Source organism: Mycobacterium sp. 1245499.0, from assembly GCF_001673615.1.
Classification (GTDB): Bacteria; Actinomycetota; Actinomycetes; order Mycobacteriales; family Mycobacteriaceae; genus Mycobacterium; species Mycobacterium europaeum_A.
This window is the reverse complement of sequence record NZ_LZMG01000249.1, coordinates 1-14,234: the sequence shown is the minus strand read 5'-3', so window position 1 is coordinate 14,234 and position 14,234 is coordinate 1. Positions and strand designations below refer to the sequence as shown.

General features: G+C 67.9%; 13 protein-coding genes. 10 read left to right on the top strand and 3 right to left on the bottom strand.

Annotated features, from left to right (window positions below; genetic code table 11):
- Window positions 1-75 precede the first annotated feature (75 nt).
- Both A5646_RS14120 and A5646_RS14115 read left to right on the top strand, forming a co-directional pair.
- Window positions 76-1,626 (top strand): HD domain-containing phosphohydrolase, encoded by a 1,551-nt coding sequence (locus tag A5646_RS14120; RefSeq protein WP_067022150.1) that lies wholly within the window; start codon window positions 76-78, stop codon window positions 1,624-1,626.
- Between the two features lie 65 nt (window positions 1,627-1,691).
- The gene (locus A5646_RS14115) at window positions 1,692-2,501 is read left to right on the top strand and encodes an adenylate/guanylate cyclase domain-containing protein (protein ID WP_067022149.1); all 810 of its coding nucleotides are present in this window, start codon (window positions 1,692-1,694) and stop codon (window positions 2,499-2,501) included.
- 92 nt (window positions 2,502-2,593) lie between these two features.
- On the opposite strand, the gene A5646_RS14110 is transcribed toward A5646_RS14115, so the two are convergent.
- A complete protein-coding gene (locus A5646_RS14110) occupies window positions 2,594-4,315 on the bottom strand; it encodes an ATP-binding cassette domain-containing protein (protein ID WP_082984736.1) in 1,722 nt (573 codons plus the stop codon).
- 163 nt (window positions 4,316-4,478) lie between these two features.
- Between A5646_RS14110 and mddA the strand changes: the two genes are divergently transcribed.
- The 3 genes from mddA (at window position 4,479) to A5646_RS14095 (ending at window position 6,952) form a co-directional block, all read left to right on the top strand.
- Complete coding sequence (mddA, locus tag A5646_RS14105; RefSeq protein ID WP_067022147.1) at window positions 4,479-5,243, top strand: methanethiol S-methyltransferase; 765 nt, start codon at window positions 4,479-4,481, stop codon at window positions 5,241-5,243.
- Between the two features lie 67 nt (window positions 5,244-5,310).
- Complete coding sequence (locus tag A5646_RS14100) at window positions 5,311-5,793, top strand: cation:proton antiporter regulatory subunit (protein WP_066868047.1); 483 nt, start codon at window positions 5,311-5,313, stop codon at window positions 5,791-5,793.
- Between the two features lie 4 nt (window positions 5,794-5,797).
- On the top strand, window positions 5,798-6,952 hold the full coding sequence (locus tag A5646_RS14095; protein WP_066868044.1) for a cation:proton antiporter: 1,155 nt from the start codon (window positions 5,798-5,800) through the stop codon (window positions 6,950-6,952).
- Between the two features lie 37 nt (window positions 6,953-6,989).
- Here A5646_RS14095 and A5646_RS30420 read toward each other — a convergent pair whose 3' ends face one another.
- Window positions 6,990-7,559, bottom strand: coding sequence for an Rv3235 family protein (locus A5646_RS30420; RefSeq protein ID WP_369806941.1), 570 nt, complete (start codon window positions 7,557-7,559; stop codon window positions 6,990-6,992).
- Between the two features lie 209 nt (window positions 7,560-7,768).
- On the opposite strand from A5646_RS30420, the gene A5646_RS14085 reads away from it, so the two are divergent.
- The 5 genes from A5646_RS14085 to A5646_RS14065 all read left to right on the top strand — a co-directional run bounded on the left by A5646_RS14085 (window position 7,769) and on the right by A5646_RS14065 (window position 13,286).
- Window positions 7,769-9,190: a wax ester/triacylglycerol synthase family O-acyltransferase gene (locus tag A5646_RS14085; RefSeq protein WP_066868037.1), complete on the top strand. Its 1,422-nt coding sequence runs from the start codon at window positions 7,769-7,771 to the stop codon at window positions 9,188-9,190.
- Between the two features lie 41 nt (window positions 9,191-9,231).
- Window positions 9,232-10,092, top strand: a complete 861-nt coding sequence (gene ppk2, locus A5646_RS14080) for a polyphosphate kinase 2 (RefSeq protein ID WP_066881900.1) — start codon at window positions 9,232-9,234, stop codon at window positions 10,090-10,092.
- A gap of 5 nt (window positions 10,093-10,097) precedes the next feature.
- Window positions 10,098-10,610: a hypothetical protein gene (locus tag A5646_RS14075; RefSeq protein ID WP_066868031.1), complete on the top strand. Its 513-nt coding sequence runs from the start codon at window positions 10,098-10,100 to the stop codon at window positions 10,608-10,610.
- 110 nt (window positions 10,611-10,720) lie between these two features.
- Window positions 10,721-11,908, top strand: a complete 1,188-nt coding sequence (locus A5646_RS14070; protein ID WP_369806940.1) for a ferredoxin reductase — start codon at window positions 10,721-10,723, stop codon at window positions 11,906-11,908.
- Between the two features lie 97 nt (window positions 11,909-12,005).
- Window positions 12,006-13,286, top strand: coding sequence for a fatty acid desaturase (locus A5646_RS14065; RefSeq protein WP_066881909.1), 1,281 nt, complete (start codon window positions 12,006-12,008; stop codon window positions 13,284-13,286).
- A gap of 110 nt (window positions 13,287-13,396) precedes the next feature.
- Here A5646_RS14065 and A5646_RS14060 read toward each other — a convergent pair.
- Window positions 13,397-14,234: ABC transporter substrate-binding protein (locus A5646_RS14060; protein ID WP_156765603.1), on the bottom strand; the 838-nt coding region annotated here is incomplete at its 5' end.

Sequence of the window (14,234 nt, the reverse complement as noted above, 5' to 3'; positions counted from 1 at the left end):
AGGCTTAGCAGGCATCGGCTTGTGTGTGGCTACAGTGACGCCGCGCCGGTGAGGGTCGGGAAAGGGGCGAATTCCATGCCCTTCGACGGAGCCGTGTCCCGGACGGACATCCTGGCCGCGCTATCTGTGGCGATCGACCTCGGGCTCGGGCAGCCGACGGATCACATGCTGCGGTCGGCGGCGATGGGCTCGCGATTGGCGATGCGGCTCGGACTCGACGAGCGCGAGCGCGGGACGGTTTTTTACACGGCCCTGGTGATGTGGATCGGCTGTCACGCCGACTCGCACGAGTATGTGCAGTGGTTCGGCGACGACATCGCGGTGCGACATGACAGCCACTACATCGACTGGTCCGGCGCGCCATACCGCCGCTTCCTGATGAGCAATCTGGGCCGTGGGTCGACGTTGCCGAAACGAGCCCGGTTGGCGGCCAAAGTTTTCTGGGACGCACGCGGGAATCTCGGCGGGTTGGTGCACTCCCATTGCCTCTCGGCGGCATTACTCGCCGAGGAGATCGGCCTGGGCGCCGATGTGTGTCAAGCCCTGCCTTATGCATACGAGCGATGGGACGGCAGCGGTCTTCCCGCCGGGGCCGCGGGAAACCAGATACCGATGGCCATGCGGGTGGCGCAGATTTGCGACATCGCCGAAGTGCACCATCGCGCTTACGGCGCCAGCGCTGCGATCGCCGAGATTCGCCGCCGTAGCGGCAAGCAGTTTGACCCGGATATCGTCGCGGTGTTCACCGCGGCCGCCGACGACCTGCTGCTCGAGCACGAAGATGTCTGGTCGACCGCTGCCGACTTGGCTCCGGATCCGGGCGAAGCGCTGAGCGGTCCCGCGCTGGACCGGCTGCTGTGCGCGATGGGTGACTTCGCGGATCTGAAATGCCCGTTCACTCTTGGTCATTCACGCGCCGTCGCGCAGCTGGCCGAGAGCGCAGGGAAATGCGCCGGGCTGGCGCAAGACGAAATCGATATCTTGCGTCGGGCCGGCTACGTTCACGATCTCGGTCGCATCGGGGTGTCGAACCGGGTGTGGGAAAAGCCGGGCGCGTTGACCCACGTCGAACGCGAGCGGGTGCATTTGCATCCCTATCTGACCGGCAGGATTTTGGCCCGGGTCGGCGGACTGAAGGCGGTCCGGGAGGTCGCGGTGAACCATCACGAGCGACTGGACGGCTCGGGCTACCCGAACGGTCTGCGCGGTGATGACCTGTCGGTTCGCGACCGGCTGCTCGCTGCCGCCGAAAGCTATTGCTCCTCAATGGAACCGCGTCCGTATCGCGATGCGCGCGACGAAGCCGCCGCGGCCGGGAAACTGCGAGACGAAGCGGTCCGCGGCCACCTGGACGGCGACGCGGTCGAAGCCGTGTTGCAGGCCGCGGGCCATCGGCCGTCGCGCAGAGCCGCCAGGCCGGCGGGGCTGACCCGGCGCGAGGCCGAGGTGTTGCTCCATGTCGCACAGGGACACTCCAACAAGGAGATCGCCTCGGCGTTGTGGATTTCCGAGAAGACGGTTCGTAATCACGTCGAACACATCTACGCCAAGATCGGGGTCTCGAACCGGATCGGGGCCAGCCTGTACGCGACCCGGCACGGCTTGGCCGGCGGGGCACCCAACTGACCCGTTGCGATGTTTGGGGCGAATGCCCCATGTGCCGGTGAGCGAATCTGGGCGAATATTTCCGCATGATCAGCAATGCCACCGGCCCAGCCGCCGCGGCCGTCCCGTTGGAACCGCAACCGGCGCCGTCGTCGGCGCTGTGGAACCGGGTGCTCACCGACGGCCACGCTTCCCTGGTCAGGGCGAGGCACGCGTTTCGCTACCTGCCCTCGGCGCCGCGATGCAAGCTGTGCAACAACCCGTTCGGTGGACCCGTCGGTCGGCTCTTCGCCGTAGCCGGCTTCCGCCGGTCGCGCAAGAATCCCAACCTGTGCATGCGCTGCTGCGATGCACTGCCGCAAGGCGGAGCCGAGGTCGACATCGCGGTGCTGTTCGCTGATGTTCGCGGCTCCACGGCGCTGGGACACTGTAGGGCCGCCGCGGACTTCGCTGCGGTGCTCAACCGGTTCTATTGTGCCGCAACGCAAACCCTGCTGCGCCATGACGCGGTGATTGACAAACTCATCGGTGATGAAATGATGGCGTTTTTCGTGCAAGGCATCAGCGGCCCCACCTATCGCCAACGGGCCGTCGAGGCGGGCGTCGACCTGCTCGAAGCGGTCGGGTACGGCACTGCGGGTGGACCCTGGCTGGACGTCGGCGTCGCCGTGCACGCGGGTATCGCGTACGTGGGCAACGTCGGCGAGGCCGTCGTCGATTTCACCGCACTCGGTCGTCCGGTCAACGCCGCGGCCCGGATGCAACAACTCGCCTCCGGTGGCGAGTTGTTGATCGCCGGTGGGGTCGCCGACGAAATGACGGCCCACCTGGCGCGGCGCACGCTGAACCTGCGGGGACACGACGAGCCGATCGACGCCTTCGTCCATCAAGCCTGAGCCGGTGCCGTATTCAACCTTGTTGTGCCCCTTGGACTTACAGGCAGCCGATCCCGCGGTCCCGGTGCAGGACCGCGGGCCCGGCGTGGCCGTCATCGCGTGGCTGCACCGGGCCGGGATCGCCGGTCCAGCAACCACGCGGTGGCCAGCGTGAGGACGACGGCGAATGAGGCGAGCGCGATGAGGCTGACCGCGTTGCCGCCCGCAAAGGTCTGCCGGTAGGCGGACATGGCGGGCAACGTGGCGGTGTAACGGTCGAGTTGCAGGTCGCGGCCCAACGCATCGAAGGCGTGCCGGTTGGACAGCACGAGGCTCATCAGGCGCCCGGGCGTGGCCATCTGGTCGACGGGGACGATGGCGCCACCGAACAGCACCTGCGGGAAGCACAGCATCGGCAGGGCAAGGGCCGCCTGCGCGGCGTTGGAGACCGCGGCCGAGGCGAAAAGGCCAAGCGCCAGTGCCGAAATCGCTTCGATCACAATCGTGGTGAACAGCAAGGCGTACACGTGCCACCCGAGCGCGGGGAGCCGACCAAGCGCGCGCAGCACTATCAGCAACACCGCGCTCACTCCGGCCAGAAGCGGAAGCAGCGCCGTCACCTTCGACCCCACATAGGCGCTCACGCTGAGCCCGGCCAGGCGCTCGCGCCGGAAGACGGCCATCTCGCCGACGAGCTGAAGTAGACCGTAGGTCAGCCCGAAGAAGAAGCCGTCGAACGCAATCCAGAACACGATCTGGGCCGGGCCGACGCCGGCGGCGTCACCCGGATCGAAGGCACCCCGTTTGAACAAGGTCGCCATCATTGCGGTCACCAGCACCGGCGAGCCGAGCAGGATCGCCAGGGTGAGCCGATTACGGACGAGAACATCGACGTTGCGCCGGGTCAGCAGCCACCATTGTCGGATCATGCCCGTGCCGTTGGCATTAGGCGCCGCGGCGGCGACTGCCGGACGAGTGAAGCCGGGCCGGGCGTCTGGTGCCTTGCGGCTCTGCGCGAATCGCTCCGCCCAGGTCCGCGGCGCGCGTTCGGCCGCCAGGCGCTCGTACACCTCGGTGAGGTTTTGCACGCCGAAATAGCGGCGGGCCGCGTCCGGGCTGCCGGTGAAGGCCAGATGGCCGTCGCGGGCCAGGAAGACCACCCGGTCGCACTGGTCGATGGCGGCCGGTTCGTGGGTGGTGAGGACGACGGTGACACCGCGCTGGCTGAGCCGGCGCAGCAGCCGCATCACCTCAGCGGCGGTCGAGGGATCGAGCCCGGAGGTGGGTTCGTCGAGGAAGAACAGGCGTGGCCGGGTCAGCAACTCCACCGCGATGCTGGCCCGCTTGCGCTGACCGCCGGACAGCTGACGAACCGGCACGTCGGCTCGATCGGCCAGGTCGAGGCTGTGCAGCGTCTCGTCGACGATCCGTTCCGCTTCCCGTGCGGTGGTGTCGCCGGGAAGCCGCAGTAGCGCCGCGTAACGCAGGGTGCGGCGCAGCGGCATTTCGAGATGGATGATGTCGTCTTGGGGCACGTAGCCGACTTTCGCGACGGCCCCCACGCCGGCGCGACGCGCGACGCCGCCGTGGCGAAGTTCTCCGGTCGACGGAGGTTGCAGCCCGGCGAGGACCTCCAACAAAGTGGTTTTGCCCGCTCCGCTGCCGCCGGCGATGGCGACCAGTTCGCCCGGCTCCACCGACAGCGACATGTTGTGCAGCAGTTGGCGGCCACTGACGCGCCGGCTGACGTCCACGGCGTCGATCCGTGCGCCGTCCGGCACCCGCTCCGGTTGATCACCCAGCAGCGCGATCGCTGGGCATGTCGGTTCGCTCATGATCTGGTCTCCGTACTTTCTCGAGGTTGACCTGTCACCGGTAATCGTCGGTCCACCGCGTGCGCCGCCACATGAGGCGTTTGCCCCAAATGGAGGGCACTATGGCTGAAATTGAGGCACATGCCCTATATGTGTGGGCGTCGACTAGGCGCACAATCAGCTAATGAGGCGTTACCTGACGGTCGGCTACGGCGCCGCCGCTTATCTGCTCTTTCTCGCCGTATTCCTCTATCTCGTCGCGTTCCTGGGCAACTTCTGGGTGCCGCGAACGGTCGATCACGGGCTCTCGGCGCCCGTCGGCCAGGCGGTGTTGGTCAACATGATCCTGCTCGGCGTGTTCGGCCTCCAGCACAGCGTCATGGCGCGGCCGGGGTTCAAGGCGAGGTGGACGCGGCTGGTGCCGCCGTCGATAGAGCGCAGCACCTACGTGATGCTGTCCAACGTCGTGCTGGTGCTGCTCTATTGGCAATGGCGGACGATGCCGGCCGTCCTCTGGAAGGTGGAGCTGCCGGCCGGGCGCCTGGCGCTGTGGACGCTGTTCTGGCTCGGCTGGGCCATCGCGCTGGCGTCGACGTTCATGATCAACCATTTCGACCTGTTCGGGCTCCGGCAGGTCTATTTGGCTTGGCGCGCAAGGCCTTACACCAACCTCGAATTCCGCGTCCGGTTCTTCTACCGCCTGGTGCGCCACCCGCTGATGCTCGGCTTCGTCATCGCGTTCTGGGCGGTACCCACCATGACCGCCGGGCATCTGCTCTTCTCCATCGTGATGACGGGCTACATCCTGATCGCCACGCAATTCGAAGAGCGCGACCTGGTGGCCGCGCTGGGCGATGACTACCGCGACTACCGCCGACAGGTGCCGATGCTGCTGCCGCTGGGGCGCCGGTCGCGCGGTGGCCCCACCCAACCGGCCGAGCTGCACTAACTTTCGGGCGGCAAAAAGATCCGCGCCCGGCGACACCGGCGGCGCGCGACCTGTCAGGATTGACGGTATGGACGTCAAGGAGGTGCTGCTCCCCGGGGTCGGTCTGCGCTACGAATTCACCGATCAGAAGGGCGATCGCATCGGCATCATCGCGCGGCGCAGCGGCGATTTCGACGTCGTCGTCTATGCCCGTGACGACCCGGACGAAGCCAGGCCGCTGCTGCACCTCAGCGACCAGGAGGCCGAAGCCGTGGCCCAGATCCTGGGGGCGCCGCGGATCGCCGAACGGTTCACCGAGCTGGCCCGCGAGATCCCCGGGCTCGAGACGGGCCAGGTGCACATCCTGGCCGACAGCCCGTTCGTCGATCACCCGCTGGGCGACACCCGGGCGCGCACCCGCACCGGGGCATCCATCGTGGCGATCGTGCGTAACGAGGAGGTGCTCGCCTCACCCGGGCCCTCCGAAATGCTGCACGTCCAAGACGTTCTGATAGTCATCGGCACCGAAGACGGAATCGCGGGCGTCGAGAAGATTATCGACAAAGGCTGAGCCGGTGCAGATTTCGGGGACGCTGCTGCTCCAACTCGGCGCCCTCCTGGCCACCCTGGCCGTATTGGGCGCCGCCGCACGCCGATTCGCGTTGTCGCCCATCCCGGTGTACCTGCTGGCCGGCCTGGCCCTGGGCAACGGCGGCATCCTGCCGGTGGCGGCCGGCGGGCAGTTCATCACGACCAGCGCGCCCATCGGCGTCGTGTTGCTGCTGCTGACCCTGGGCTGCGAGTTCTCGGCGGCCGAATTCTCTGCCAGCATGCGCCACCATCTGCCGTCGGCGGCCGTCGACATCGTTCTCAACGCCGCGCCCGGCGCGATCGCCGGCTGGCTGCTGGGGCTCGACGGCGTGGCGATCCTGTGCCTGGCCGGCGTCACCTACATCTCCTCGTCGGGCGTCATCGCGCGGCTGCTCGAGGACCTGCACCGGCTCGGCAACCGGGAGACGCCGGCCGTGCTGTCGGTGCTGGTGCTCGAGGATTTCGCGATGGCCGCCTACCTTCCGCTGTTCGCGGTCCTGGCATCCGGCGGCGGGTGGCTGCACGCCGTCGGCGGCATGGTCGTGGCGGTGGGCGCCCTGGTGGCCGCGTTCGCCGCGTCCTACCGGTGGGGCCACCACGTCGACCGGCTGGTGGAGCACCCGGACTCCGAACAGCTCATGCTGCGGGTGCTGGGCATCACCCTGATCGTGGCGGCCATGGCCGAGTCCCTGCACGCCTCGGCCGCCGTCGGCGCGTTTTTGGTGGGCCTGACCCTGACCGGTGAGACGGCCGAGCGGGCCCGCCAGGTGCTGGGCCCGCTGCGGGATCTGTTCGCCGCCATCTTCTTCCTGGCCATCGGGTTCTCGGTGGACCCGCACGAGTTGGTTCCGATGCTTCCGGCGGCGCTGATCCTGGCCGTGGTGACCGCGGCGACCAAGGTGGCCACCGGGGTGTTCGCGGCCCGGCACGACGGGGTAGCGCGGCGCGGGCAGCTGCGCGCGGGCACCGCGCTGATCGCCCGGGGCGAATTCTCGCTGATCATCATCGGTTTGGCCGGCAAGTCGTTGCCCGCGGTCGCCGCGCTGGCGACGTCCTACGTGTTCATCATGGCGATCGTGGGGCCGGTGCTCACCCGCTACGTCGGCGGCCCGCGGCCGGCCGGCGCCGCACCGGCCTGACCCCGGCCGGGTCAACCCATCCGGTCAGCCCCTCCGGTCAGCCGATGTGCAGGGCCACCACCATCCACCGGGTACTTCCCGCCGCGCTGACCTGTTCGACGCGGCAGGCGATGGCATGGATTCGGTTGCCGCGGCTATAGGAACCGAAGACTTCGGCCGCCGAGTCCGGGTCCCGGTGACCGGCCGCCTGCAGCCGCATGCGGCGCAGCACCGCGGCACCGCGCCGAGCGCCCGCCTGGCCCGCCGCCGAGCGGGCGACCGCGGCCACCGAATCCACCAGGCTCGGGGCCAGCAGCGGATTCAGCTGGACGGCCGGTCGGCGCCGGTCGATGACTTCCAGCACCCGGCGCAGCGCGGCGTCGGCGAAGACGGCCGCCTGACGCAGCCGCGCGGACATGACCGGGTCGCGATCCGATGCGGCCGCCCTGCTGGGCGGGCCGGTATAGGGCCGCGGCGCTGCGTGGGTGCTGCGGCGGCGCAACAGGGGCCGCGAGGGTTGACGGCACTGCGGGGTAGGGTGCGAAACGTCCTGCGTCGGCGGTTCGTAATCGACGACTGGTATGACGGTGAAAGCGTCAGCTGGATTAGCAACCGGATTGGTGTTCAACGCGCACTCTCCAAGTCTTCGGCCGGACCGCAAGCCTGCTGGAGAGGGGCAGACAGTGGTTAGTCAGTGGTCATCATGGCACAACTCGTCCGCACGCGTACCCACGCGGAGTTAGCGCGGCGACGCCCGGTTACCGTGGGCGGGACGGGGCCCCCAGGGCCCGGGGCCCCCGCACACGGGCGACGAACTGACCAGGAGGACAGCGCCGCATGGTGAGTCGCTTGTCCCCGCCGGACGCATCGTTTTTTCGGCTGGAGAACACCGCCACCCCCATGTACGTCGGATCGCTGGCGATCCTGCGCCGCCCCCGTTCGGGCTTGAGCTACGAAACGCTGCTCGCCACCGTCGAGCAGCGGCTGCCGCAGATACCGCGCTACCGGCAGAAGGTGCGGGAAGTGCGGGTCGGCACGGCCCGGCCGGTGTGGCTCGACGACAACGACTTCGACATCACCTATCACGTCCGGCGTTCGGCGTTGCCCTCGCCGGGCAGCGACGAGCAGCTGCACGAGCTGATCGCGCGCCTGGCCGCGCGGCCGCTGGACAAGTCGCGCCCGCTCTGGGAGATGTACCTGGTCGAGGGCCTGTCCAAGAACCGGGTGGCCCTGTACACCAAGTCGCATCAGGCGCTGATCAACGGCATGTCCGCGCTGGAGATCAACCACGTGATCGCCGACCGGACGAAACGCCCGCCACCGTTTCCCGAGGACATCTGGGTACCGGAGCGCGATCCCGGCGACACCCGGCTGATGTTGGGCGCGGTCAGCGAGTGGGTCACCGGCCCGGGCGCCCAGCTGCAGGCCGTCGGCTCGATGATCGGTGGCCTGGTGACCAGCCACACCGAGCTGCTCGACGCCGGTCGCCGGGCCGTCGACTTCGTACGCACCGCGGCCCGACGCGCCGCGCCCAGCAGCCCGCTCAACGCCACCGTGTCACGGCATCGGCGCTTCACCGTCGCCCGCGGCAGCCTCGAGGACTACCGCGCCGTGCGCGCGCGTTACGACTGCGACGTCAACGACGTGGTGCTCGCCGTGATCGCCGGCGCCCTGGGTAACTGGCTGATGTCGCGCGGGGTGGCGGTGTCGCCGACCGCGACCGTGCGGGCGATGGCGCCGCTGCCGGTGTATGACGACGGCGACCTCGACGCCAGCGGCCCCGGTCAGGCGATCAGCCAGGTGATGCCCTTCCTCGTCGACCTTCCGGTGGGCGAGCCCAACGCCGTGGTGCGACTGTCGCAGATCGCCCACGCCACCGAGTCGAACCCGACGGCCGCGCATCTGGTGGACGCCCGGACCATCGTCACGCTGTCGGGTTTTGCCCCACCGACGTTGCACGCCATGGGCATTCGGGTGGCGACCGGTTTCCCGAGCTTCTCCAGGCGAACGTTCAACCTGCTGATCACCAACGCGCCCGGCGCCCAGTCGCAGATGTACATCGCCGGCACCAAATTGCTCGAGACGTACGCGGTGCCCCCGCTGTTGCACAACCAGGCGCTGGCCATCGGGGTGACGTCCTACAACGGCGAGCTGTACTACGGAATCAACGCCGACCGCGAGGCCATGAGCGATGTCGAGCTGCTGCCCGGTCTGCTGCACCAAGCGCTCGAAGAACTGCTGGAGGCTTCCCGGTCCTAGTCGGCGGTGAAAACCCCTGCGTGGGGCTATCATTCGTTGCTGTGAGCACCGCGAAAAGCGACGGAGCGCCGTCGAAGCCGAACAAGAAGAAGTCGGCTTCCCCGCCCGTGCGCAAGATCACCGACGAGGTCTACGAAGCCGAATTATTCCGGCTGCAAACGGAATTGGTGAAGCTGCAGGAATGGGTGCGCTATTCCGGGGCGCGGGTGGTGGTGCTCTTCGAGGGCCGCGACGCCGCGGGCAAGGGCGGTGCCATCAAACGGATCACCGAGTACCTCAGCCCACGGATCGCCCGCATCGCCGCGCTGCCGGTGCCCTCGGATCGCGAACGCGGCCAGTGGTATTACCAGCGCTACATCGCCCACCTGCCCACCAAGGGCGAGATCGTGCTGTTCGACCGGTCCTGGTACAACCGGGCGGGCATCGAGAAGGTCATGGGTTTCTGCACGCCGCAGGAGTACGCGTTGTTCATGCGGCAGACGCCGATATTCGAGCAGATGCTCATCGACGACGGGATACTGCTGCGCAAGTACTGGTTCTCGGTGTCGGAGGCCGAGCAGTTGCGCCGGTTCAAAGCGCGACTGAACGACCCCGTCCGGCGCTGGAAGCTGTCCCCGATCGATTTGGAATCGGTATACCGATGGGAGGATTATTCACGCGCCAAGGACGAGATGATGGTGCACACCGACACCCCGGAGAGTCCGTGGTACGTGGTGGAATCCGATATCAAGAAACACGCGCGACTGAACATGATGGCCCATCTGTTGTCCACGATTCCCTACCGCGAGGTCGAGACGCCCAAGGTCAAGCTGCCCGGGCGTCCCGTCGTCAGCGGCAACTACCAGCGCCCGCCGCGTGAGCTGTCGACGTACGTCGCCGACTACGCGGCCACGCTGATCTAGCCCCCATGACCGTTGTCTATATCCCGGCCACGGTGCCGATGCTGCAGCAGCTGGTCGCCGACGGTTCGTTGTGGCCGGTCAATGGCACGGCGTTCGCGCTGACGCCGACCCTGCGGGAGGCCTACGCCGAGGGCGACGACGACGAGCTCGCCGACGTCGCACTGCGCGAGGCGGCGCTGGCCTCCCTGCGCCTGCTGGCGGCCCAGGGGGCCGAAGCGCCGTCGGAGTCGCCGCCGCCGCGCCGAGCCGTGCTGGCCGCCGACGTCGAGGGCGTCACGTACCGTCCCGACCTCGACGACGCCGTGGTCAGGCTGGCCGGCCCGGTTGCGATCGATCACGTGATCGCCGCCTACGTCGACAACGCCGCCGCCGAATCGGCGGTGGTGCGGGCGATCGAGGCCGTCGACGCCGCCGACCTGGGCGACGAGGATGCCGACCTGATCGTCGGCGACGCCCAGGACCACGATCTGGCCTGGTACGCCAACCAGGAGCTGCCATTTCTGCTGGAGCTGATGTGACGCCGAATGTGAGGCAGTCCTCGCCGCAGCGCTAGCTACGACACCGTAGGTTACGGTACCGTAGGTTTCGTGAAGCACACAGAATCGATCACAATGTGAGCGTCAGTCAGATGCCGCGTAGTGAGCAGGAGCTTCCCCTGGGCAGACGTAACCCATCGATCACGGGCAACGTCGTCGACACCAAGCGACCTGTTGTCGCCGGCGCGGACCGGCATCCCGGCTGGCATGCGCTGCGCAAGCTCGCCGCGCGTATCACCACGCCGCTGTTGCCCGACGATTACCTGCATCTGGCCAATCCGCTGTGGTCGGCGCGCGAACTGCGGGGCCGCATCCTGCAGGTGCGCCGCGAGACGGAGGACTCCGCGACCCTGGTGATCAAGCCGGGCTGGGGCTTCAACTTCGACTACCAGCCGGGCCAGTACATCGGCATCGGACTGCTGATGGACGGGCGCTGGCGCTGGCGGTCGTATTCGCTCACCTCGGCCCCGGCCGGCAAGACCCCGCGCTCGGCGGCCGATCCGGCCCGCACGGTGACGATCACGGTCAAGGCGATGCCCGAGGGATTCCTGTCGTCGCACCTGGTGGCCGGTGTCGAGCCGGGCACCATCGTGCGGCTGGCCGCGCCGCAGGGCAACTTCGTGCTGCCCGACCCCGCGCCGCCATCGATCCTGTTCCTCACCGCGGGCTCCGGGATCACGCCGGTGATGTCCATGCTGCGAACACTGGTGCGCCGCAACCAGATTGGGGACATCGTCCACCTGCACTCGGCGCCCACCGAATCCGACGTGATGTTTCGCGCCGAATTGGCCGCCCTGGCCGACGAGCACCCCGGCTATCGGATGCGGCTGCGCGAGACCCGCAGCCAGGGCAGGCTCGACCTCTCCGTGCTGGACCGCGAGGTGCCGGACTGGCGCGAACGCCAGACCTGGGCCTGCGGTCCGGAAGGCATGCTCACCGAGGCCGAGCGGACATGGTCGGCCGCGGGCATCGGCGAGCAGCTGCACCTCGAGCGGTTCGCGGTGTCCAAGGCCGCACCCAGCGGCGCCGGCGGCACCGTCACCTTCGCCCGCAGCGGGCGCACCGTCGGTGCCGACGCCGCGACGTCGTTGATGGATGCGGGGGAGAGCGCCGGCGTGCAGATGCCCTTTGGATGCCGCATGGGGATCTGCCAATCGTGCGTCGTCGGCCTGGTGGAGGGTCACGTCCGCGATCTGCGGACCGGCCAGGAGCACGACCCGGGGACCAGGGTGCAGACCTGCGTGTCCGCCGCTTCCGGCGATTGCGTGCTCGACATATAAAGGCTACTCACTGGTAACCTACGGCTTCGTAGGTTACGATAGCGTAGGTCTGGAACACGATTACGACTGAACAAACCACCGCAGGGAGATGACGACGATGGCGATCACAGACGTCGACGTATTCGCCCATTTGACGGACGCCGACATCGAAAACCTGGCCGTTGAGCTCGATGCCATCCGCCAGGACGTGGAAGACTCGCGCGGCGAGCGGGACGCCCGCTACATCCGCCGCACCATCGCGGCCCAGCGCGCGCTGGAGGTGACCGGCCGGCTGCTGCTGGCCGCCAGCTCGCGGCGCTCGGCCTGGTGGGCGGGGACGGTGACCCTGGGCGTGGCCAAGATCGTCGAGAACATGGAGATCGGCCACAACGTCATGCACGGCCAGTGGGACTGGATGAACGACCCCGAGATTCACTCCTCGACCTGGGAGTGGGACATGAGCGGGTCGTCCAAGCACTGGCGCTACACCCACAACTTCGTGCACCACAAATACACCAACATCCTCGGGATGGACGACGACGTGGGCTACGGCCTGCTGCGCGTAACCCGCGACCAGCGCTGGAAGCGCTTCAACCTCTTCAACCTGGTGTACAACACCCTGCTTGCGCTGCTCTTCGAATGGGGAGTCGGCCTGCAGCATGTGGAGCTCGGCAAGATCGCCAAGCGGCGGATGGACAACGACGAGGCTCGCCAACGGGTCGACGAGTTCTTGGCCAAGGCCGGTCGACAGGTGCTCAAGGACTACGTCGCGTTCCCGGCGCTGACCTCGCTGTCGCCCGGAGCCACCTACATGTCCACGCTGAAGGCCAACGCCGTTGCCAACGTGATCCGCAACGTGTGGGCCAACGCGGTGATCTTCTGCGGCCATTTCCCCGACGGCGCAGAGAAATTCACCAAGACCGACATGATCGGTGAGACCAAGGGGCAGTGGTATCTGCGTCAGATGCTGGGCAGCGCCAACTTCGAGGCCGGCCCCGCGCTGCGCTTCATGAGCGGCAACCTGTGCCACCAGATCGAGCACCACCTGTATCCCGACCTGCCGAGCAACCGGTTGCACGAGATCTCGGTGCGGGTGCGCCAGGTGTGCGACAAGTACGACTTGCCTTACACCACAGGCTCTTTCCTGTTGCAGTACGCCAAGACGTGGCGCACGCTGGCCAAGCTCTCGCTGCCGAACAAGTACCTGCGTGACGACGCCGACAACGCCCCGGAGACCCGCAGCGAGCGGATGTTCGACGAACTCGAACCAGGGTTCCTGGGCACCGATCCGGCCACCGGGCGCCGTCGCGGCCTCAAGTCCGCGATCGCGGCCGTGCGCGGCTGGCGGAGCGGGAAGCGGGCGGCCGCCGCGCGGCGCGCCGACGACCTGGCAGCCTAGCCGCCGGTCGGGGCGTCCGACCGCGGCAACTGCGCGCGCCGAACATGTTCTCACGGTGAAGATTTCGCTGATTTGCCGCCAGGAATGCACGCTCGGCGCGACCGTTGTGACTAGCCGGTCCGGTAGAAGTCGGCTGCCGCGACCGGGGCAATGCCGAGTTCGCGTGCGACCGCGTCGATCGACTGCTGCGCGACGCGCAGGTCCACCCGGTAGTCGGGGGTGAAGTAGGGCCCGACGTAGCGCTCGTAGTGTCGTTGCGCTTCTTGCGGCGTGAGCCGGTCGAGGAACCAGTTGACGTATTCGACTGCGCGGCTTGGGTGTTCGGCGAGCAGTCGCAGCGCGCGCTGATTGGCCCGGACGAGGGCCCCCAGCGCGGGGCTATCCGGTGGAATGTGGACCGGGTCGACCGCGACGCCCACCGTGGGGATCTGGAAGTGATCGCCGACCCAGGCCAGCAGGTGAAAGCCCTCTTCGGCGGCGACCTGTTCGGGGGACAGCGTGCTGCCCACGTAGGCGGCATCGATCGAACCGTCGCGCAGCCGGCGCAGGTCCATCTGGTAGTCACCGGGATGCCGCACCACGCACTGCAAGTCGCGGTCGGGGTCTAGGCCGTGCTTGCGCAGGACGATCCGGGCGAATGTGCCCGGCGGGTTATCGGCGGCGTGCACGGCCAGGCGGCGCCCGCGAAGATCGGCCATGGACTTGACCTCGGCATTGCCGAGGAACCAAAACAGCGGGCGATCGGTGTTGACGCTCAACGCCTTCCAGCCGATCCCGTCGTTGAGTCGGGACAGCAAGGCCCGACCCAGGCCGATCACCGCGACGTGGCGCAGCCGCTGTGCTTGCCAGCCGACCCCGTCGCGGATGGCGACGTGCACACGATCGATCTGGCATACGTCGGGCGTGGCATTCACGAGGAGCTGATCGCCCACGTCGCCGATCAGGAGG

Excerpts from the sequence above, each read along its gene's own strand:
- A5646_RS14100 (WP_066868047.1), top strand. The coding sequence starts at position 5,311 with ATGGACGTCAAGGAGGTGCTGCTCCCCGGGGTCGGTCTGCGCTACGAA.
- A5646_RS14065 (WP_066881909.1), top strand. The coding sequence starts at position 12,006 with ATGGCGATCACAGACGTCGACGTATTCGCCCATTTGACGGACGCCGAC.
- A5646_RS14075 (WP_066868031.1), top strand. The coding sequence starts at position 10,098 with ATGACCGTTGTCTATATCCCGGCCACGGTGCCGATGCTGCAGCAGCTG.
- A5646_RS14120 (WP_067022150.1), top strand. The coding sequence starts at position 76 with ATGCCCTTCGACGGAGCCGTGTCCCGGACGGACATCCTGGCCGCGCTA.
- mddA (WP_067022147.1), top strand. The coding sequence starts at position 4,479 with ATGAGGCGTTACCTGACGGTCGGCTACGGCGCCGCCGCTTATCTGCTC.
- A5646_RS14070 (WP_369806940.1), top strand. The coding sequence starts at position 10,721 with ATGCCGCGTAGTGAGCAGGAGCTTCCCCTGGGCAGACGTAACCCATCG.
- A5646_RS14110 (WP_082984736.1), bottom strand. The coding sequence starts at position 4,315 with ATGAGCGAACCGACATGCCCAGCGATCGCGCTGCTGGGTGATCAACCG.
- A5646_RS14115 (WP_067022149.1), top strand. The coding sequence starts at position 1,692 with ATGATCAGCAATGCCACCGGCCCAGCCGCCGCGGCCGTCCCGTTGGAA.
- A5646_RS14085 (WP_066868037.1), top strand. The coding sequence starts at position 7,769 with ATGGTGAGTCGCTTGTCCCCGCCGGACGCATCGTTTTTTCGGCTGGAG.